This is a genomic window from Paenibacillus cremeus, assembly GCF_007786445.1.
Classification (GTDB): Bacteria; Bacillota; Bacilli; order Paenibacillales; family NBRC-103111; genus Paenibacillus_G; species Paenibacillus_G cremeus.
In genome coordinates this window covers 85186-104875 of the sequence record NZ_VNJI01000022.1, presented here as the reverse complement: position 1 = coordinate 104875, position 19690 = coordinate 85186, and the positions used below count along the sequence as shown (strand labels likewise).

Here is a 19690-nt window from a genome sequence, read left to right as displayed (position 1 = left end):
TGGGTGTATAGTTGCCATGAGTAGGGTTCCTTTCTTGGTGACTTCAGCAATCCCGAGAATACCCTACTTTTTTGCTGCCTGGAAAGGCTCCAAATCTTGGTACACAAACAATTTTACATCATCCTGATCTCACGATTTAGCGGAACTGTATTCCGTTATTCTCATGGTTTTTCTCCCCTTACGGGATTTCGACCCAAATAACGGAACGTAGTTCCGCTACGTCCGCCGGCGCCCCAAACGAACCCCAAATAGAGGAATTGAGTTCCGCTATCTCATCGGTACTCTGCCGCGGATGCGATTCTAGATCATGTACGAATCGGCTGACACTACTTGTGTACTTAGGCTCAAGATTAGTGTTAGTTGGTTCGCAGACTGAGCGGGCGACGCGTTTTGGTGTGACATTGGGGAGATGGTCGAAAGGTGGTACACTGTTAAGGAAAGCATGGCCCGAGCCGTCGAAGAAGTAAAACAATGACAGCAACCACACACCGAAAGGGAGATGCACATGAGCAACGAAATCACCACTATGGAGCTTCACTCTATCGATCCAGCCGCTCTCACTCCATTGTCCGAGCTGCTGATTCACGTGGTCGAGGACGGGGCATCGATTGGCTTTTTGCCGCCTGTAGGCCATCAAGATGCGGTAGCCTACTGGAGCGGGGTGCTGCAGCCCGGCGTGGTCATGTGGGCAGCAGTTCAGCAGGGCCGCATCGTGGGCACGGTGCAGCTGCACCTGGCGCTAAAAGCGAATGCCGTTCATCGCGCCGAGGTGGCCAAGCTGATGGTGCATCCCGAGCACCGCAGACAAGGCATCGCACAGCGGCTTATGCAGACGCTCGAGAACGCGGCGAAGGAGCAAAGCCGCAGCCTATTGGTGCTGGATACGAGGGCGGGCGATCCCTCCAACACGCTCTATCAATCGCTGGGGTACATCGAAGCGGGGCGCATCCCGAATTACGCGATGTCCGCCGACGGAAGCCTGCACGAAACGGTGTACTATTACAAGCAGCTATAGCTAGCAGCCCTATCGCCACCGAAATAATATTGAACTTCATCCGACCGCATGGTACTATTTGACACATAGACTTCGTTGAAAAAGAGGGATTCCGTGGGCATGAACAAGGTGGAGGCGGAGTTCAGCAATCTCGTGAAAGCGTTTCGAAAGCGCCACATGGGCAAGGGGCCGAGCGTCATTCGGACAACGTTCTGCAAGCATTGGGCGATTTGCGAGATGGAAGGCAATCTATCGCCGGTGGAGAGGTTCATCGTCTCCGGCGGGACGGACGGCAAGCAGCTGCTGCGCGGCGCCCGAACGGAGATGGTGAAGGAGCTGTATCGAAGCCACCCGCCGGTCGAGATGGAAGCGCTGCTCGGAGCGAAATTCGTGGAGCTGTTCGTGGATATTGATTTGGAGAAGGATTTTGCGATGTCCGTGTTCGTATTCGATCAGGATATTCAGCGCAAGTTCTCATAACCTAACTGCATACCTGTGCCGTTGGCACTTAGCAGCGAACCTGCTCAAGACTAACCGCCGTAACTGTCGAATCCTTTTTTTTGATCTAAAGAAGGGTTTGGTTGTTGCGGCTTTTTTATGCCCGAAAATGGAATGGAGGATGACAAAAATGGGGAGCACGAAGCATACGGGGCCAATTAAGCTGCCTAAGCGGCTCGAGCCGAAGCTGTGGGTGAGCAAGGTACCGTTCGGATTAGGGCAGGTCAAGCCACATCATATAAGGGACATGGCCAAAATCGCATGGGAAAACCGCGACCAGCTGCCGTATGCGTACCGGATTTTGACACAGGGGGTGTGCGACGGCTGTGCGTTGGGTGTGTCCGGACTGTACGACCGCACGCTGGAGGGGCCGCATTTGTGCACCACGCGCCTGAATGTGCTGCGGCTCAGCACGATGCCGGCGATTCGTCCGCAGGTGCTGCATCAGGACATCGCTAAGCTGCGCCAAATGGACAGCACCGAGCTGCGCAAGCTGGGGCGCATCCCGTATCCGCTCATCCGGCGGAAGGGGGAGACACGGTTCACGCGGCTGTCATGGGACGAGGCGCTGGATCGGATCGCGGGCAAAATCCGGGCGATCGACCCGAAGCAGCTGGCGTTTTATTTGACGGCGCGGGGGATCACGAACGAGTCGTATTACGCAGCAGCCAAAGTGGCGCGCTTCATCGGAACGAACCATATCGACAACGCCTCCCGCATCTGCCACTCTCCGTCGAAAACGGCGCTGAAGCGCTCGGTGGGTATCGGGGCGTCCAGCTGCAATTACAAGGATTGGATCGGCACCGACGTGCTGGTGTTCTGGGGCAGCGTTGCCGCGAACAACCAGCCGGTGTCGACGAAATATATGTACGCGGCCAAACGGGCAGGCACGAAGATCATCGCGATCAACCCGTATTACGAGCCGTCGATGGAAAAATATTGGATTCCATCCATCCCGGAATCGGCGTTGTTCGGCACGAAGCTGACCGATGATTTTTATCAAGTGAACATCGGCGGCGATATCGCCTTCATGAACGGAATCATGAAGATTTGGTTCGAGATGGAGGCGAATCAGCCGGGCTCGGCGATTGATCATACCTTCGTGCGGGAGCACACGAATGGCATCGAGGCGCTGAAGGCGCATGTGCTGAAGCAGGATTGGGCGCTGCTGGAGCGGTCATCCGGCTTGAGCCGGGAGCGCATGCGGGAGTTTGCTCAGCTGCTGGCGGGGGCGAAGTCCGCCGTGTTCGTCTGGAGTATGGGGCTGACGCAGCACCGCTTCGGCACGGACAACATCTCGCAGGTCGCAAACCTCGCGCTGCTGCGCGGCTTTCTCGGCCGGCCTCACTGCGGCCTGATGCCGATCCGCGGGCACAGCGGCGTGCAGGGCTCCGGCGAAATGGGGGCCGACCCGTTCAGCCTGCCCGGCGGCGAGTTCAAGCCCGCCGACATCGAGCGCATTGAACGGGTTTGGGGCTTCAAGCTGCCCGAGTGGCAGGGCGATATCGTCGGCGTGTCGCTCGAGAATGCGCTGCTGCCCGAGGACCACGAGCGGAAGCTGAAGGTGTTCTATACCTCCGGCGGCAACTTCCTCGAAACGATGCCGGACCCGGATTTCATCCGGCAGTGCCTCGAGAGCGTCGATGTCCGCGTCCATCAGGACATCGTGCTGAACACCTCCACGCTGGCGGATGCGCGGGAAGAGGTGATCGTGCTCCCGGCGATGACGCGCTACGAGCAGCCCGGCGGGGGGACTTCCACCTCGACGGAGCGGATGGTGTACTTCTCGCCCGAGATCGAGGGTCCGCGAATCGAGGAAGCGCGGGCGGAGTGGGCGATCTACGCCGACCTGGCGGCGAGAATTAAGCCGGAGGGCAAGGCGCTCCTGCGCATGAGCAGCGCCGCCGAGCTTCGCGAGGAAATCGCGAAAGCGGCGCCATACTACGACGGCATTCAGCAGCTGCGAGGGCGCGGCGATGTGTTTCAATGGGGCGGCGCCTGGCTGTGCGAGGGCGGCGTCTGTCCGACACCGGACGGGCGCGGGCAGCTGCTGCCGATTGAGCTGCCGGAGCTGCGTAAGCCGGAGGGGCATTTTCACGTGACGACGCGGCGCGGCAAGCAGTTCAACTCGATGATCTACAGCGAGACGGACCCGTTCAATGCGGCGGATCGGTACGACGTGCTCATCAGCGGAGAGGATGCGGCCGAGCTGAATCTGAAGGACGGCGATCCGATCGTCGTGTATAACCGGTACGGGCGGATGAACGGCAAGGCCAAGACGGTCAACGTGCGAAAAGGCAATATCGAGGTGCACTGGCCCGAAGGTAACTGTCTGATTCCAAAAGGAGTATACGAGCCATTCGCCGGAATCCCGGAGTATACTACCGCAGCGATCGTGGAGAAGGCGGAAACGTATTTTGCGCTAAAGGATACAAGGTATGTCGAGAAGCGAATCGTCGAGCTCGAGGATGCGGTTGATCAGTAGCTGCGGTGCCTCACCAGAATGGAGTGACCACCTTGGAACCGGAACAAAAAGTAACAGCGGTACGCCGCATTCTGAAATATGAGGGAGGACGGCTGCACGAGCAGGAGGACGAGGTCGTCACCGAGCGTCCGTTGACGATCCGCGTGGACGGCGAAGAGTTCGCGACGCTCGTCTGCACGCCGACCGAGCTCGAGGAGCTCACGATCGGCTTTCTCGCATCGGAGGGAATGATTCGCACCGCAGCCGACATTCGCAGCCTCGCATTGCACATCGAGCAAGGTATAGCCGAGGTGACGCTGGTCAACCCGCAGACCCGGGGAAAGGACTGGTACAACAAGCGCTTTCTCGGATCCTGCTGCGGCAAGAGCCGCCAATTCTACTTCCACAACGACGCCCAAACGGCGAAGACGATCCCTGTCCGCCCAAATCAGCTGACCCCGGAGCAGTGCCTCGGGCTGATGCGCGAGCTGCAGCGGAGCTCGGATGATTTTCGCCGCACGGGAGGCGTACACAATGCCGCGCTGTGCACAGCGGATCGGCTGCTCGCCGTCCGCACCGACATCGGCCGGCACAATGCTCTCGATAAGCTGTATGGACACATCCTCCATGAACGCATCCCACTCAAGGGGAAGATGCTCGCGTTCAGCGGACGCATGTCTTCGGAGATCATCCTCAAAGCCGCCAAGATTGGCGTCGGCATCCTCTTGTCCAAATCGGCACCGACCGAGCTTGGGCTGCAGCTGGCGGAGGAGCTCGGCATTACGGTCGTCGGATTTATCCGGGGCGACGCCTTCAATGTGTACACCCACGCGGAGCGGATCGCGCATCGATCGCCGGAGCAATAGCTGCACTACGAGCAGCTAAATTCACCCGCAGACAAGCAAAGCCCGATTTAATTGCTCAACGAGCAGCTAAATCGGGCTTTTTCGGCAGCCGGAGGCGATGGCTGGTCTGTAACTGCCGCAAAGGCAGCTATTCCACTATAGTTTCCTCGATATTAGCGAATAAGTGCCTTCAAAGCAGCTAATGGCCACAGGGGCCTTCTCCCCGGCCCGCATTTTAAGAACTGCGACGGAATTCGCTGGGGGTCATGCCGGTGTACTTTTTGAACATGCGGTTAAAGGAGTTCAGATTGTGGTAGCCGACCTGGGACGCCGCCTCCTGAATTTTCAGCTCGGATTGGAGCAGCAGCTCCCTGGCCTTGGTAATGCGCACCTCATGCACGTAATCGATGAAATTATGCCCGGTCTTTTCCTTAAAATAGCTGGAGAGATAGCCTCCGGAAATGTCCAGCTTCTCGGCCACCGAATCGAGCGTAATATCCTCGTGATAATGCTGCTCCAGGTACTCGAGCACGAAGCGGGCCATGGGGTCGCGCTGATCCTTGCGCAGCCGAACCAGCTCGCAGGCCGCACTGAGCGCCTGCATCATCAGCGTCTCCAGCTGCTCCAGCGTGTGACACGCTAGCACCTGACGCTGCAGTTCGAGCTGCTCCCCGCCGATCTTGCTGTCGATGTTCAGCAGAGCGAGCGTGGTGAGCGTCTTGTCCAGCAGGTCCTTGCACAGCCGCTTGATTTGCCCCGCCGTCGCCCCTTTTTTCTGCATCGCACCCAGCACCCGCCTAACGAGCCGAAGCACCACTTCATCATTGCCGCCCCGCAGATTGGCTTCGAACTCCTGCTCCTGCGACGGGGTCAGCGTGAACGGCTCGCCGGACCTTGGCGGCTGCTCGATAATTTGCGTGTCCGCATTCAGCATTCGGCCCTCGGCCAGCTCCAATACGGCTTCATAAGCGACGGTAAATTGCGCGGACTCTTGATAGAACGGGCTCAGCGCGATCGTCAGGAAGCAAATTTCCTTATCGTGGTCGAAGACCTCCTTCAGCCGGTTCAAAACAACGGAAAGCTCCTCCTCCTGCACCTGCTCCCCATTAAACACGACGGTCAAAATCTGATCGTTCTCCACTTGAAAGGTGTGCGCATCCTTGTAGTACGTGGACATATACTGCCGAATAATTTCCCGGGAAAAATACGTGGCGCGCGCCTCTCCCACCTCGGCGAACTCATAGAACCGAGGGGTAAAATACAGCTGAAACAGCACAAAGCGGAACGGCCGGCCATTCGGCGCAAGCTCCTTGAAGTCGTCGTACTGGCTGTGAATATTTTTGACCTTGTTCGTGATGGCGTAGTATTTGAGCAGCGAATTTTTCTCGTCCAGCACTTGGTGAATGTCTTTATTGGTTTTAAACAGGCTGTGGATGGTTGTGTTGATTTGCTCGAATTCGTCCTTGCTAAGCCCGGTGGCTGCGGCTTCGCCTGTGTTGAGCTGCCGGATCGAATCGATGATCTTCTTCACCGGGTTGTTGAACCGCAGACTGAACAAGACCGAGGTGCCGATACCGATGGCGATCGCGACGAGCAGCAAGGTGAACAGCGTCAGATTGAGCCGGGAAACCTTCGAGCCGATCTCCTGCGTCGGAATGATATTCACGTACGTCAGCCCAGAATAGTCACCCTTCGTATAAAAGTAATAATAGTTGCCGTTTTGCACATAGCCATGCCCGTTCTTCAGCTCGGGGAGCGGCCCGAACGCCTCGGCTGCGGAGGAGTAGACGATCTTGCCTTGTTCGTCGAGCATGACAAAGTTGTCGTTGATCGAGCGGTGAAACGCCTTGTACGCTTTCTCCGCATCCAGCAAGGCGACCATGTACAGTCCGGGGGTCAGCTTGTTTTTAATGATGACCGGCAGCAGGGTTCCCCTGGGAGCTGGGACGCTTTTAAAGGTTTTATAGTAAAAAGGGGCGGCCGGATACAGATTGAAGAACAGCGGAGCATCAAACTGCTTTTGCCAAAACTCATACGGGTAGGCGTCGCTGCTGTAAAACTTCGTGAACATTGTGTCCGGAGCGGACGAGCCCTCTTTTTCCAAGATGAAGTTCGTGTCCTTAAACACCAGCATCAAGTTCTCCATATACAGCAGCGGATTGTTAACGGTGTTCTGGATATCGGACCGGATGTCGCTGGCGAGATTATAGGCGGAGGGGTTTTTATATAAAATTTGCACCCGGTCGCTGGAATAAAAGCCGAGCACCAGATTCGCGATGAGCTGAAGATGCGTCTCATAGCTGTCGGTCGTTTGCTTGAGGTTCAAATTGTTATACGTAATGATTTCCTCTTCCAGCTGGGTACGGAAAAAGGTGAAGGACAAGTAGTTGAACGAAGACAGCAAAACGATGATCAGCGTAAAGCTGGCGAGCAAGCGAATGAATAAGGATCGGGACAGCTGCCTAAAGCGAAGAATGGTTTGCATTCGGGCTCGCTCCGTTCGATAGGGGATTTTACTATATAGGGCTTGGACTTGTCGTTTTTATAGATCCTTCACACATCTTCGGATTATCCGTAAATTCGTCCAGAACCAGTAAATCTGCTGATTTCTATTCGGGAATTTGTCTTTTACTATAGGCATTACCAAGCGAAAGTCAACACCTTTTCACAAAAATGAGAGGAACAGGAGAATGCGTATGCCCACTGTAGATGTGACGACTTCCCGGACGGACGTGCTGCGGCCCGGCGAAGTGAAAGCAGCTCGGTCCACGGCGCCGAGTCTGCGGAAGCGATTCAAGCAAAGCCGATTGTTACTGCTGCTGTTCCTGCCTTGTCTCCTGTACTATATCGTGTTTAAGTACCTCCCCATGTTCGGAATTGTCATTTCGTTTAAAAACTACAACTTATTTAAAGGCGTATGGGCGAGCCCGTGGGTCGGACTCAAGTATTATCAGCTGTTTTTTGAGAATCCGGATTTCTTCAAGCTGCTGCGCAATACGTTCCTGCTCGGCGTGAATAAGCTGGTGTTCGGGTTTCCGGCGCCGATCGTCCTCGCGCTCCTGCTCAACGAGCTGAAGCACGCGGTGTTCAAGCGGTTCGTGCAGACGGTCAGCTACCTGCCGCACTTCATATCCAATGTCGTGGTGGCGAGCATGGTGGTCATGTTCTTATCGCCGACCAGCGGGATCGTGAACCACATCATTAAATGGCTCGGCATGGAGCCGATCAATTTCATGGTGAGAGCGGAGCTGTTCCGGCCGATCTACGTCATTTCGGAAATTTGGCAGCATGTCGGCTGGGAAACGATCATTTATTTGGCGGCGCTGACCGCCATCGACCCTCAGCTGTACGAGGCGGCGGAAATGGATGGCGCCAGCCGGTGGAAGCGCGTCCTGCACGTCACACTGCCCGGCATCGCGCCGGCGATCGTCATCTTATTCATTCTGAACATCGGCAAGGTGCTGGAAATCGGCTTCGAAAAGGTGTTTCTGCTCTACAATCCGGCGATTTATGAAACGGCCGACATCATCGGCACTTACGTGTACCGCACCGGTCTCAGTCAGGGGAACTACAGCTATGCGACGGCCATCGATATGTTCGGCGGCGTCGTGAGCCTGATCTTCGTTTATTCGGCCAATTATTTGAGCCGCAAGGTAGGTGAAACGAGCTTATGGTAGCCAAAAAATGGAGCCTAGCCAATGTGCTGATCGTCATCTGCTTGCTGCTCGTCGTGGCAGCCACCTTGTATCCGTTCCTGTACATGATCGCCGTCTCCCTTAGCAAGGACATCTACGTGATGCGAGGCGAGATTGGCCTGTGGCCGAAGGGACTTAACTTCGATATGTATAAGCTCGTACTGAAGGACCCTCGCATTGGCAGTGCGTACGTGAATACGATTGTGTACACCGTCGTTTCTACTGTGCTGTCGCTGATCATCACCGCGATGGGCGCGTACGCCATCTCGAAGAAGCACATGCTGTTTCATCAGACGTTTACGCTTATGATCGTATTCACGATGTTTTTCAGCGGAGGCATGATTCCAACGTTTCTCGTGGTGAAGCAGGTCGGCATCGTCGATACGATCTGGGGCATGATTTTGCCGACCGCGGTCAGTACCTGGAATCTGATCATTATGCGGACGTTTTTCTCGAACATCCCGAAGGAGCTGGAGGAGGCAGGCCGCATCGACGGGCTGAACGATATCGGCATCTTCGTCCGGCTGGTGCTCCCACTGTCGAAGGCGTCGCTCGCTACAATCGGGCTGTTTTACGCGGTGGGGATGTGGAACAATTTCTATTCCGCGCTGCTGTATCTCCGCAAAGCCGAGCTGTTCCCGCTGCAGGTCGTACTGCGCAATATCGTCCTCGCCGGTCAAATCGTCAATGGCGATGTGAGCAGTGTGGGAGGTGATTCGCTCATCGTCGAGGAGTCGCTCAAATTCGCCACGATCATCGTGTCGACGGTTCCGATTCTGCTGCTGTATCCGTTCCTGCAAAAGTATTTTGTCAAAGGCGTCACGATCGGCTCCGTCAAAGGCTAAAGCTTAAGGCTGATTCCATTCCAATCGAAAGAAGGGGAACGCTTTGAAAAAGGGAGTATCGTTAATCATGTCCATCGTCATGACCGGAGCCATAGCCGCAGGCTGTTCGAGCGGCAGCGGTTCCGGCGGAAGCACAAGTCCGAAGGCTGGAGACAGCGGCAGCGGGGCAGGCAGTGGCAGCGCGAGTGGAAGTACGACCTCGAAGCTGCTCGATCCGTCGAAGAAGCTGACATTCAAGATGCTCGACGATTCGCACCCCAGCTGGCCGTACAACAAGGATTGGCCGGTCTGGAAATGGATTGAGGAGAAGACCGGCGTCACGCTGGACGTCCAGGTTCCCTCCGGCAAAATCGAGGACAGCTTAAGTCTGGCGATTGCTTCGGGCAGCATGCCGGACATCATGTATTCGCCGAGTAAGTCGCTCGCGGATAAATACGGTCAGCAAGGTGCGCTGGCTAATATTTTGGATTACGTGAACGATATGCCGAACTTCAAGAAGTGGATGGATAAATACCCGGACGATACGAAATATTCGCTGTCGGCGGACGGGAAAATGTACATTTTCCCGAACCAGGGTATTGCCGAGACGAACCGGACGACGTGGCTGTACCGCGAAGACGTGTTTAAAAAGAACGGACTGAAGGCGCCGACGACTTACGATGAGCTGTATACCGTGCTCAAGAAGCTGAAGGAGCTTTATCCGAACAGCTATCCGTTCTCGTTCCGTACCGGCGCTCAAGTGAAAATTATGCGGACGCTGGCGGCCGAGTTCGGCACGGGCGAGGAGTTCTACTACGATTACGACAAGAAGGAATGGCGCTACGGCGCGATCGAGGACAATTACAAAAAAGCGGTCGAGTACATGAACAAGTTTTACAAGGAAGGGCTGATCCCTCCGGATTGGTTAACGGTAGACGCGAAGCAGTGGCAGGATCTGATCTCGACCAACCGCAGCTTTATTACAAACGATTATATCGGGCGGATCGACTTCTTCAACCAGCCGCTGCGCAAGGATAACAAAGACTTCAACCTGGCGTTCATGCCGCCTCCGGCGGGTCCGGGAGGGAAAGCGCTGAATGCGTACACCCACTTTAAGGTGTCGGGGCCGATGGTAGCCTCCACGTCCAAGCAGATCAAGGACATCATGAAATTCATGGATTACTTCTACTCCGAGGATGCCTTGGCGTCGTTCAGCTGGGGGAAAGAGGGCACCACATACAAGGTGGAGAACGGCAAGAAAAAGTTTATCGAGAACTACACGGACGTAGCGGATATGCGGAAAAAAACCGGCTTGTCCACCTACGCCACGTATACCTGGTTCGATTATGACGCCCACTTGTCCTTGTCTTCGCCGGAGCTGCAGAAGGCTTACACCGATGCTCGGCCGTATGATGACAAGCTGAAGCCGGAGCTTGCATACAATGAGAAAGAGATGGAGCTGATGGCGACCGCCGGAGAAGCAATCAACAAGCACCGGGAAGAAAATATTGCGAAATTCATCCTGGGCCAGCGCAGTCTGGATGAGTGGGGCAAATATGTCGATGAGGCGAAAAAGCTCGGCGTCGATAAGGTGCTTGAAGCGGACCGCGCCGCCTTCCAGCGGATGTCGAATGCCAAGATTAAGTAAAGGCTGAGATGACGGTTGGTTTTATTAGCATGGGGCTTTTCGGGGAGCGCTGAGGGTGCTGCCGGAGGGCCCCGGCTATTTCTATTTTTTATTTCTAACGACCTTGGGAGGGAACAAGCATGAAGTTAGCAGTGATTGGCGGAGGTACGATCGGCGTGAAGCACCTGGAGGCGGCTCGCGACGTGGAAGGCTTGGAAGCGGTGGCAGTTGTGGAAGTGAACCCGGAGCGGGCAGCGGAGCTGTCGGCGGAATTCGGGGTTCGTGCTTACGCCCATTATGAGGAGATGCTTGCGGAGGCGCAGCCAGAAATTACGGTTGTGGCGCTGCCGCATTTTTTGCATAAGGAAGTGGCGATCCGCTGCGCGGAGCGGGGCGTACATATTTTGCTCGAGAAGCCGATGGCGCTGAACGTTGAGGAATGCGACGCGATTATCGAAGCGGCCCATCGGCACGGTGTGAAGCTGATGGTGGGACATACGCAGCACTACCACCCGGATAACCTGGCGGCGAAGCGGATCATCGAAAGCGGCGAGCTGGGACAGCTAGTCATGATCAATGATATGCGTCACGTCAATTACTACCGGGCGGACCGGCCGGGATGGTTTTTCGAAAAGGCGAAGGCCGGCGGGGGCATCTTCACCAACCTCGGGGCACACTCCATCGATAAAATCCAGTGGCTGACCGGCAGCCGAGTTACGAAAGTAAAAGCGTTCGTCAGCCATTACGGTGACCGGGGCGATATCGAAGGCAGCGGCGTACTTCTGGCGGAAACGTCCATCGGGGTGCCGGCCACGATCTCGCAGTCCGGTTATCTCGGCGTTTCGCGCAACGAAACGGAGTTTATTTTTACGAAGGGCATGCTCAAGCTGGAGACGGGCAAAGGGCTGCAAATCAGCCGCAACGGCGTGTACGAGAAGGTCGCTGTGGAGGATTTGGGCAAGCCCTTGGCCCGGCAGCTGAAGGATTTGATGGCCGCGATTCAGGACGGGGCGGAGCTGGACTGCTCCGGCGAGTATTCGCGGACGGTCATCTCGGTGCTGGAGAGCGTGTATCGCTCGAGCGAGACCGGGACAGAGCAAGCGGTACGGCTAGTTTAGGAACAGGAGAGGGGAGACGACGAGCTATGGTTGCTTTTGACCCGCATTATTATCCGAATGCCTCCCGCAGGACGTGCACTTACGCTTCCCGCGGGATGGTGGCGACCTCCCAGCCGCTCGCTGCGCAAGCGGGGCTGGATATTCTGAAGCGCGGAGGCAACGCGGTCGATGCCGCGATTGCGACCGCAATCAGCTTGACCGTGCTGGAGCCGACGTCCAACGGGATCGGCGGCGATCTTTACGCGCTGGTGTGGATGGGAGGCCAGCTGCATGGGCTCAACGGCAGCGGAACGGCGCCGCAGGCGCTGGCCATTGACGCCGTGAAGGCGCGCGGGTACGAGGCGATGCCGATGTACGGCATCGTGCCGCTGACGGTGCCGGGTGCGCCAGCAGCGTGGGTGGAGCTGTCGTGCCGGTTCGGCAAGCTGCCCTTTGCTGCGCTGTTCGAGCCTGCGATCGAGTATGCGGAGCGGGGCTTCCCGGTGTCCGTGACGCTGGGCGCGCTGTACGAGTATGAGTTCACCAAGTTCAACAAGATGCAGAAGGGCCCGGAGTTTGAGCATCTGTATACGACCTTCGCTCCAGACGGCCGCTATCCGAGAACCGGGGACTATATTCGCTATCCGGATCATGCAGCGACCTTGCGCAAGATTGCCGAGACAAGGTCCGAAGCGTTCTATCGCGGGGAGCTGGCGGAGCGAATCGACGCTTACATCCGCGAGAAGGGCGGCTTCCTGACGGCGGCGGATCTTGCAGGGTACAAGCCGGAGTGGGTGGAGCCGATCAAGGTGAACTACAAGGGCTACGACATCTGGGAAATTCCGCCGAACGGGCAGGGCATCGTGGCGCTTATGGCGCTCAATATGCTGAAGCGGCTTCCGGTGACCGGGCGGGATGATGTGGAGCAGTACCATCGGCAGATTGAAGCGATGAAGCTGGCCTTTACCGACGGCTTCGAGCATGTCACCGATGCGCCGAGCATGAGGGTGTCGACGGACAGCCTGCTGGCAGACGCGTACGCTGAGGAGCGCGCGAGCACGATCGGCGATATGGCCCTCGAGCCGAAGCCGGGTCAGCCGCCGAAGGGCGGCACGGTCTATGTGGCTGCAGCAGACGGAGACGGAGGCATGGTGTCGCTGATCCAAAGCAATTACATGGGCTTTGGCTCCGGTGTGGTCATTCCCGGAACTGGAATCGCCATGCAGAATCGGGCGGCGGATTTCTCGCTCGATGCGGAGAAGGCAAACGCGTTGGTCGCTGGGAAGAAATCGTACCACACGATTATTCCGGGCTTTATGACCAAGGATGGCGAAGCGGTCGGGCCGTTCGGTGTCATGGGCGGCTTCATGCAGCCGCAAGGGCATGTGCAGCTCGTCATGAACACGATTGACTTTCATCTCAACCCGCAGGCGGCGCTCGACGCTCCGCGCTGGCAGTGGAAGCTAGGCAAGACCGTCGAGCTGGAGCCGGGCTTCCCCGACCATATCGCCCAGGCGCTGCAGCGCAAGGGGCATCAGATTGTGCGCAACCCGTCGTCGCTCAGCTTCGGACGCGGCCAAATCATTTGGCGCGATCCCGTGAGCGGCGTGCTCATGGGCGGTACGGAGCAGCGTACGGACGGGCACATTGCGGCGTGGTAGCAAGCAAGGAGGAAGCGGAATGGATCTGAAGCTGCAGCGCGACATCTTCATCGGCTTTTTCCGGGCGGGTCTGCTCGGCTACGGCGGGGGGCCCTCCTCGATCCCGCTCGTTCACACCGAGGTCGTCACCCGGTATGGCTGGATGACCGATGAGGCGTTCGGCGACGTGCTGGCGCTGGCCAATACGCTGCCGGGACCAATCGCGACGAAGATGGCGGGCTACATCGGCTACAAGCAGGGCGGTTGGCTCGGCCTTGTGAACGCGATTATCGCAACGGTGGCGCCGACCGTGGTCATGATGCTGGGGCTGGCCGGGCTGCTTGCGGCGTTCCGCCAGTCGCCGGTCGTCAAGGGCATGACCGAAGCGATCGCGCCCATCATCGCAGTCATGCTGGCGCCGCTCGCCAATTCGATGTTCAAGGAATCGAAGGCGGGGCTGGGCTGGAAGGGCTGCATCATCCTAACGGCAGCGAGCTTGCTGCTGATGGAGGGGCTGGATGTGCACCCGGGACTCTTGATCGGCGCGCTCATTGTGTACGGGCTGGCCGGACCGGAGCTTCGAAGGGTGCTGTCCATGCCGGTGCGGGTACGGCGTAGCAAAGGGGCAGCCCGCCAATCCGAGAAGAGCGAATCGTTGTAGGGGGAGAAGGCATGATCTGGATTCAGCTGTTTATGGCATTTTTCATTCCTTCCATCGTGGGCTACGGAGGAGGACCGGCTTCGATTCCGCTGATTCAAAATGAAGTGGTTGGTTCCTACGGCTGGTATACGGTGGAACGGTTCGGCGAGGTGTTGGCCATCGGCAATGCCCTGCCGGGGCCGATCGCGACCAAAATGGCCGGCTACATCGGCTACGAGCAAGGGGGCATCCTGGGCGCGCTGAGCGCCTTATTCGCTACCGTCGCCCCGTCGCTGCTCGCGATGGTCTTTTTGCTCGGGCTGCTGTATAAGTACCGTCACTCCCCGCGTGTCAAGCAAATGACACTGCTCATTCGCCCGGCGATCTGCGTCATGCTGGCCGTCTTGGCGTATCAATTTTTGGCTTCCTCCTGGCAGCATGCGGGGATCATTCATACGGTCCTGCTGAGTGTTATTGGCTACCTTTGTTTAGAACGCTGGAAAATTTCGCCTCCCTATGTCATTGTCGGAGCCTTGCTGTATGGCGCACTGATTATTGCTTAACCCATTTTAGGATCGAGAGGGGAACACAGGCCATGCCGGGATCGGAATCGAAACCGGGAAAAATGAGGTTTGCCATCGTCGGAGCGGGGGTCATCTCTCCGTTTCATGCCCGCGCCATCAAGGAAAATCCGGAGGCGGAGCTCGTCGCGATCTGCGACGTCTTGCCGGAGCAGGCCCAGAAGCTGGCTGCCGAGCATGCTCCTAACGCACAAACGTACACGGACTACGAGGCCATGCTGAAGCGGGACGATATTGACGCCGTATGCGTCACGGTGCCGAGCGGATTTCATGGCGACGTGGCGATTGCCGCTGCGCAGGCGGGCAAGCACGTGCTGTGCGAGAAGCCGCTCGACATCACCTCTTCGAAGATGACGGAGATGATCGACGCGTGCCGCAGCCGGAACCTGAAGCTGGGCTGCATTTATCAGCGCCGGGTGACGGAATCCACGATGCTGGCGAAAAAAGCGATCGACGAAGGCAAGCTGGGCAAGCTCGTGATGGGCGATGTTTATCAAAAATATTACCGCAGCCCCGAATATTACCGCAGTGCTGGCTGGCGTGGCACCTTGGCGATTGATGGCGGCGGCGCGCTGATGAATCAGGGCGTGCACGGTATCGACCAGATCGTCTGGCTTATGGGCGACGTGCATTCCGTCTTTGCCTACTCAGCCCCGCTGATCCGTGAGATCGAGGTCGAGGATACCGCCGTGGCGGTGGTGCGGTACAAGAACGGCGCCTTCGGCGTCATTCAGGGTACGACCTCTGTGTATCCGTCCCAGCAGGCGCGCTGCGAGATCCACGGGGAGAAGGGGACTATCGTATTCAGCGAGAACGGCTTCACCCAGTGGAAGTTTATGGACAGCGATGAGCCGATTCCTGCGGTCAAACCGCGGGCAAGGTCCAATTCCGGCGATCCGAAGGATATTCCGAACGACGGGCATTTTATTCTGCTCGACGACTTTATCCGTGCCGTGCGCGAGGACCGCGATCCGCTCATTACCGGCGAGGAAGCGCGCAAAGCGGTGGATCTGATCTTAGCCATCTATGAGTCGTCGCGAACGGGCAAGGAAGTACTTTTGCAGCCTAATAACTAGAGGAGTTGACCCTACATGTGTTCCTTGAAGCTGGGCATGATCGGTCTGGATACGTCGCATGTGTCGCATTTTACGAAGGTGCTGAACTCACCTGAGCACGAGAATCACATCCCCGGAGGACGGATCGTGACGGCTTACCGCGGAGTGCCTTCTGCGGATTTCGAAGCGAGCTATTCTCGAATCGACCGGTTCTCGAGCGAGCTGCAAAGCGAGTACGGCGTTGAGCTCGTCGGCTCCGCGGAGGAAGTGGCTGAGCGCAGCGACGCCATCTTTTTAATGTCGGTGGACGGCAGGGTTCATCGGGAGTTGTTCCGGCGCATTGCCCCGTACGGCAAGCCGGTGTTCATTGACAAGCCGCTGGCTGTGGACAGCCGGTCTGCGCGCGATATCGCCCAGCTGGCCGAGCGCTATGGCGTCAAGTGGATGAGCTGCTCGTCCCGCCGCTTCTCCGCCAGCTTCACCGAGGAGCTGGAGCGAACCGGCGAGGGCGACATCATCGGCGCCGATATGTACGGCCCGATGCCGCTCGAGCCGACGCAGCCGGGGCTGTTCTGGTACGGGATTCACATCGTCGATATGCTGTATCGCGCGCTGGGCCAAGGCTGCACGCACGTGACAGCCACAACGGGAGACGACCATGACCTGGTGGTCGGCGTTTGGAAGGATGGTCGGATCGGGACGATCCGCGGCAATCGGATGGGCAACAAGACAGCGGGAGGCCTCCTTCATCGCACGGCGAGCACCCGGTTTGTTGATGTAGAGCGGTCCAGTACGCGTGCTTATGCCGCAGCGGTGGGGCAGGCGATGCAGATGTTTACTACGGGCGTTGTGCCGATCAATCCCGCCGAAACGCTGGAGATTGTGCGGTTTATCGAGGCGGCGAACGAAAGCCGGGCGACCGGCGGCAAAACCGTGGTTTTGTAACAGACGGCGGACGCCAAGGAATAAATAACCGGGGAGGATCGTGTCACGATGCTAACAATGAACAATGCGAGGCCCGATTTTGAAAATGCGGACTTGAAGGTGGCTGTCCTGCCGATCGGTGCGGTGGAGCAGCATGGCAGTCATTTGCCGGTGGGGACGGACACAATGATCAGCTCCGAGATGGCTGCGCGGGTAGCGGAGCGGCTGGGCGCCTATTTGCTGCCGCCGGTGGCAATTAGCTCCTCGATCGAGCACCGCTCGGCGAAGGGGACGGTGTATCTGAAGGCGACCACGCTCGCGCTGGTCGTTCGCGATATCGCCGAATGCCTGCACGAGGCGGGCTATGAGAAGCTGATCTTGATCAACGGGCACGGCGGCAACTGGATTCTGAAGCCGACCATCCGCCAGCTGAACCGCGATCTGAGCGGTCTGGAAACGGTTCTGATCCACACCTCCGCCGGTGCTGAGCGGCAGCAGGTGGTTGTTGATCACAAGCATCACGATATTCACGCCGGGGAAAAGGAAACGTCGATCATGCTGCATCTGCGTCCGGAGCTTGTGGGCCAGGTGAAGGAGCTAAACGACAAGCAGTTTCAGCTGCAGGATTATATGGACTATTTTGACGTGATGGATTTGTCAGAGGACGGCTATTGGGGCTTCCCTGAAAGCGGGACGGTGGAAAAGGGAGCCAAGCTGATGGATATTATGGTGGACGGGGCCCTTCAGTATTTGGAACGGCTTGAGGCTTACCATGCCAAGGTGCGGGAGCGGAAGGGAGAGTAGGTGGAGATCATGATCTGGGACCGGTTAGGCGTCATAAGCGATGAAGTCAGCGCAGATTTTAGGGAAGCATTGGATTGGATTGTGGCCGAGGGCTTGAAGCACGTGGAAATTCGCATGGTGGACGGCATTAACGTTTCGAACCTGACCGACGAGCAGGTGAAGCGGGCGGCTGAGGAGACCGCGCATAGAGGGCTTAGCGTATCGGCCATCGCGTCGCCGTTGTTCAAGTGCTTGCTGGATCCTTCCAGACCGGTAGAGACGGGGGATGTGTTCGGGCAGGCGGAGGAGAGTGTCGAGGCGCATTTTGCCAAGCTGGAGCGGACCATCCGAATTGCTTCGATGCTCGGCACCAGCCGCATCCGGATTTTCTCCTTCTGGCGGGAGGGCGACCCTGCGGCGTACCGCGCGGAGATTGTGCAGCATTTGAGCCGGGCGGCCAGGGTGGCGGAGCGATCCGGCGTTACGCTGCTGCTGGAAAACGAGCGCTCCTGCAACGGCGGCTATGCCTTCGAAGTGGCAGCGCTGGTGCGCGCGGTCGACTCCCCGGCGCTGCGGGCGCTGTGGGACCCGGGCAATGAAGCGCAGGGCGAGTATTGGGCCTACCCTCAGGTATATCACGAGGTGAGGGACCTGCTGGGCCACGTGCATCTGAAGGATGCAGTCGTGGACGCTGCTTCGGGCAAGCCGCGCTGCGTGCCGATCGGCTCGGGGCGTGTGCCGTACGTGAGGCAGATCCACGATCTGGAGGCGGATGGCTACCGCGGGCTCTATGTGATCGAAACGCACTATGTGCCGCCGGGCGGCACGAAAATGGACGGCACCAAGCAAACGCTGGAGGGCTTGCGCAGCTTATTCGGCGGGATCGCGGTGTCTGATTCGGCGGCGCAGTAGCCTATGCTGTTCCCCGCGCTGCTGCCGCTGATCGGCGCCTTGGCCGCCATGGTCGCCATCGGAGCGGCGCTGTCCCGCAAGATCCGCTTCGAGGGCGAGGTCAAGCAGGCGTTCGTGACGCTCATTATGCAGGTCACGATGCCCTGCTTGATGCTCAGCAGCCTGCTGCAGCTGCCGGTGGACGCTGCGCTGCTTCGGCAGATCGGGCTCGTGCTGCTGCTATCCCTTGGCGTCCATGCGGCGGGCATCGTCCTGGGCTTATCCGCCAGCTTGCCGCTGCGGATCTCGGCGGCCAAGCGCAAGGAGCTGGCGGTGCTGGGCGGGCTGGGCAACACAGGCTTCATCGGCATCCCGATGTGTGCCCTGTTGTTCGGCCCCAAGGGCGCGCTGCTGGCCGCCGTGTTCGACATGGGGCTGGATCTCGTGCTCTGGACCTTCGTCGTCTTCTGGCTGAAGACGGAGCGGGTCTCTTTCCGGCACGGAATCAAGTCCGTGCTCAACATGCCGATGCTGGCCGTCGTCACCGGCCTGCTGCTGGCCTCGCTGAAGCTGGAGCCGCCAGCTTTTGTGCTGCAGCTGCTCGGCATGCTCGGCAGCGTAACCGTGCCGCTGGCCATGCTGTACATCGGCCTGCTGCTGGCGCAGCTCCTGCGGCGGAAGGCGCAGGTGAGCTACCGGCTGCTGCCGGTGCCGCTCGCCGCCAAGCTGCTCCTGCTGCCGCTGGCCGTGGCACTGCTGCTGCGGCTGTCCGCGCTGGAGCGCGAGCTGGCGCAGGTGGTGCTGCTGCAGTCGGCGATGCCGACGCTGACGATCGCCTCGATCCTGTTCGCCCAATGCGCTGCAGACGATGAGCTGGCCGCACTGACGACGGCCTGCTCGACCGTGCTGTCGCTTGTCTCCGTGCCTCTGCTGCTCGCTTGGCTCGGGGCGTAGCCGGCACTCATGGCCAGCCGCCGACCGCACAGCCAGCGCCTCGATCAAGCGATAGCGGAACTCTGTTCCGCTACCCGCGCCGAGGCAGGGGGGTGCTGCGGAATAGCGGAACTACGTTCCGCTATTGGCAGCAAAAGCCCGGGAAAACGGCCAAAACCGCCGAAACAGCTGGAATAAC

Annotated in this window: 17 protein-coding genes; 16 read left to right on the top strand and 1 reads right to left on the bottom strand. The window is 58.2% G+C overall.

Features of this window, described 5'->3' with window-relative positions:
- Positions 1–505 precede the first annotated feature (505 nt).
- From FPZ49_RS18320 to fdhD, 4 genes are all read left to right on the top strand, one after another.
- Positions 506–1015 carry a GNAT family N-acetyltransferase gene (locus FPZ49_RS18320; protein ID WP_144849606.1) on the top strand — a complete coding sequence of 170 codons (510 nt, stop codon included), beginning with the start codon at positions 506–508 and terminating at the stop codon, positions 1013–1015.
- Positions 1016–1114: 99 nt separating this feature from the next.
- Entirely contained in the window at positions 1115–1474 is a 360-nt protein-coding gene (locus tag FPZ49_RS18315; RefSeq protein WP_144849626.1) for a DUF2294 domain-containing protein, read from the top strand.
- 148 nt (positions 1475–1622) lie between these two features.
- Positions 1623–3977, top strand: a complete 2355-nt coding sequence (locus FPZ49_RS18310; RefSeq protein ID WP_144849604.1) for an FdhF/YdeP family oxidoreductase — start codon at positions 1623–1625, stop codon at positions 3975–3977.
- Positions 3978–4009: 32 nt separating this feature from the next.
- Positions 4010–4822, top strand: a complete 813-nt coding sequence (gene fdhD, locus FPZ49_RS18305) for a formate dehydrogenase accessory sulfurtransferase FdhD (RefSeq protein ID WP_144849602.1) — start codon at positions 4010–4012, stop codon at positions 4820–4822.
- A gap of 214 nt (positions 4823–5036) precedes the next feature.
- On the opposite strand, the gene FPZ49_RS18300 is transcribed toward fdhD, so the two are convergent.
- Positions 5037–7286 carry a helix-turn-helix transcriptional regulator gene (locus FPZ49_RS18300; RefSeq protein WP_144849600.1) on the bottom strand — a complete coding sequence of 750 codons (2250 nt, stop codon included), beginning with the start codon at positions 7284–7286 and terminating at the stop codon, positions 5037–5039.
- Between the two features lie 211 nt (positions 7287–7497).
- On the opposite strand from FPZ49_RS18300, the gene FPZ49_RS18295 reads away from it, so the two are divergent.
- The 12 genes from FPZ49_RS18295 to FPZ49_RS18240 all read left to right on the top strand — a co-directional run bounded on the left by FPZ49_RS18295 (position 7498) and on the right by FPZ49_RS18240 (position 19512).
- Positions 7498–8478, top strand: coding sequence for an ABC transporter permease (locus tag FPZ49_RS18295; protein ID WP_144849598.1), 981 nt, complete (start codon positions 7498–7500; stop codon positions 8476–8478).
- Positions 8472–9341: a carbohydrate ABC transporter permease gene (locus FPZ49_RS18290; protein ID WP_144849596.1), complete on the top strand. Its 870-nt coding sequence runs from the start codon at positions 8472–8474 to the stop codon at positions 9339–9341. Before FPZ49_RS18295 ends, FPZ49_RS18290 begins: the two co-directional genes overlap by 7 nt.
- 43 nt (positions 9342–9384) lie before the next feature.
- Positions 9385–10968 carry an extracellular solute-binding protein gene (locus FPZ49_RS18285; protein ID WP_261381477.1) on the top strand — a complete coding sequence of 528 codons (1584 nt, stop codon included), beginning with the start codon at positions 9385–9387 and terminating at the stop codon, positions 10966–10968.
- A 119-nt stretch (positions 10969–11087) separates the two neighbouring features.
- On the top strand, positions 11088–12065 hold the full coding sequence (locus FPZ49_RS18280) for a Gfo/Idh/MocA family protein (RefSeq protein WP_144849594.1): 978 nt from the start codon (positions 11088–11090) through the stop codon (positions 12063–12065).
- 26 nt (positions 12066–12091) lie between these two features.
- The gene (locus FPZ49_RS18275) at positions 12092–13705 is read left to right on the top strand and encodes a gamma-glutamyltransferase family protein (RefSeq protein WP_144849592.1); all 1614 of its coding nucleotides are present in this window, start codon (positions 12092–12094) and stop codon (positions 13703–13705) included.
- Between the two features lie 19 nt (positions 13706–13724).
- Positions 13725–14345 carry a chromate transporter gene (locus tag FPZ49_RS18270; protein WP_144849622.1) on the top strand — a complete coding sequence of 207 codons (621 nt, stop codon included), beginning with the start codon at positions 13725–13727 and terminating at the stop codon, positions 14343–14345.
- 11 nt (positions 14346–14356) lie between these two features.
- A complete protein-coding gene (locus FPZ49_RS18265; RefSeq protein ID WP_144849590.1) occupies positions 14357–14887 on the top strand; it encodes a chromate transporter in 531 nt (176 codons plus the stop codon).
- A gap of 32 nt (positions 14888–14919) precedes the next feature.
- Positions 14920–15981 carry a Gfo/Idh/MocA family protein gene (locus tag FPZ49_RS18260; RefSeq protein ID WP_144849588.1) on the top strand — a complete coding sequence of 354 codons (1062 nt, stop codon included), beginning with the start codon at positions 14920–14922 and terminating at the stop codon, positions 15979–15981.
- A 15-nt stretch (positions 15982–15996) separates the two neighbouring features.
- Positions 15997–16905, top strand: a complete 909-nt coding sequence (locus tag FPZ49_RS18255; protein WP_261381476.1) for a Gfo/Idh/MocA family protein — start codon at positions 15997–15999, stop codon at positions 16903–16905.
- A gap of 48 nt (positions 16906–16953) precedes the next feature.
- Positions 16954–17688 (top strand): creatininase family protein, encoded by a 735-nt coding sequence (locus FPZ49_RS18250; protein ID WP_144849586.1) that lies wholly within the window; start codon positions 16954–16956, stop codon positions 17686–17688.
- 9 nt (positions 17689–17697) lie between these two features.
- Positions 17698–18579: a sugar phosphate isomerase/epimerase family protein gene (locus FPZ49_RS18245; protein ID WP_144849618.1), complete on the top strand. Its 882-nt coding sequence runs from the start codon at positions 17698–17700 to the stop codon at positions 18577–18579.
- A 3-nt stretch (positions 18580–18582) separates the two neighbouring features.
- On the top strand, positions 18583–19512 hold the full coding sequence (locus tag FPZ49_RS18240; RefSeq protein WP_144849584.1) for an AEC family transporter: 930 nt from the start codon (positions 18583–18585) through the stop codon (positions 19510–19512).
- Positions 19513–19690 lie beyond the last annotated feature (178 nt).

Bases quoted from the DNA above. Each gene is read 5' to 3' on its own strand.
- FPZ49_RS18320 (WP_144849606.1), top strand. From the start codon at position 506: ATGAGCAACGAAATCACCACTATGGAGCTTCACTCTATCGATCCAGCC.
- FPZ49_RS18315 (WP_144849626.1), top strand. From the start codon at position 1,115: ATGAACAAGGTGGAGGCGGAGTTCAGCAATCTCGTGAAAGCGTTTCGA.
- FPZ49_RS18310 (WP_144849604.1), top strand. From the start codon at position 1,623: ATGGGGAGCACGAAGCATACGGGGCCAATTAAGCTGCCTAAGCGGCTC.
- FPZ49_RS18300 (WP_144849600.1), bottom strand. From the start codon at position 7,286: ATGCAAACCATTCTTCGCTTTAGGCAGCTGTCCCGATCCTTATTCATT.
- FPZ49_RS18295 (WP_144849598.1), top strand. From the start codon at position 7,498: ATGCCCACTGTAGATGTGACGACTTCCCGGACGGACGTGCTGCGGCCC.
- FPZ49_RS18290 (WP_144849596.1), top strand. From the start codon at position 8,472: ATGGTAGCCAAAAAATGGAGCCTAGCCAATGTGCTGATCGTCATCTGC.
- FPZ49_RS18280 (WP_144849594.1), top strand. From the start codon at position 11,088: ATGAAGTTAGCAGTGATTGGCGGAGGTACGATCGGCGTGAAGCACCTG.
- FPZ49_RS18275 (WP_144849592.1), top strand. From the start codon at position 12,092: ATGGTTGCTTTTGACCCGCATTATTATCCGAATGCCTCCCGCAGGACG.
- FPZ49_RS18270 (WP_144849622.1), top strand. From the start codon at position 13,725: ATGGATCTGAAGCTGCAGCGCGACATCTTCATCGGCTTTTTCCGGGCG.
- FPZ49_RS18265 (WP_144849590.1), top strand. From the start codon at position 14,357: ATGATCTGGATTCAGCTGTTTATGGCATTTTTCATTCCTTCCATCGTG.
- FPZ49_RS18260 (WP_144849588.1), top strand. From the start codon at position 14,920: ATGCCGGGATCGGAATCGAAACCGGGAAAAATGAGGTTTGCCATCGTC.
- FPZ49_RS18255 (WP_261381476.1), top strand. From the start codon at position 15,997: ATGTGTTCCTTGAAGCTGGGCATGATCGGTCTGGATACGTCGCATGTG.
- FPZ49_RS18250 (WP_144849586.1), top strand. From the start codon at position 16,954: ATGCTAACAATGAACAATGCGAGGCCCGATTTTGAAAATGCGGACTTG.
- FPZ49_RS18245 (WP_144849618.1), top strand. From the start codon at position 17,698: ATGATCTGGGACCGGTTAGGCGTCATAAGCGATGAAGTCAGCGCAGAT.
- FPZ49_RS18240 (WP_144849584.1), top strand. From the start codon at position 18,583: ATGCTGTTCCCCGCGCTGCTGCCGCTGATCGGCGCCTTGGCCGCCATG.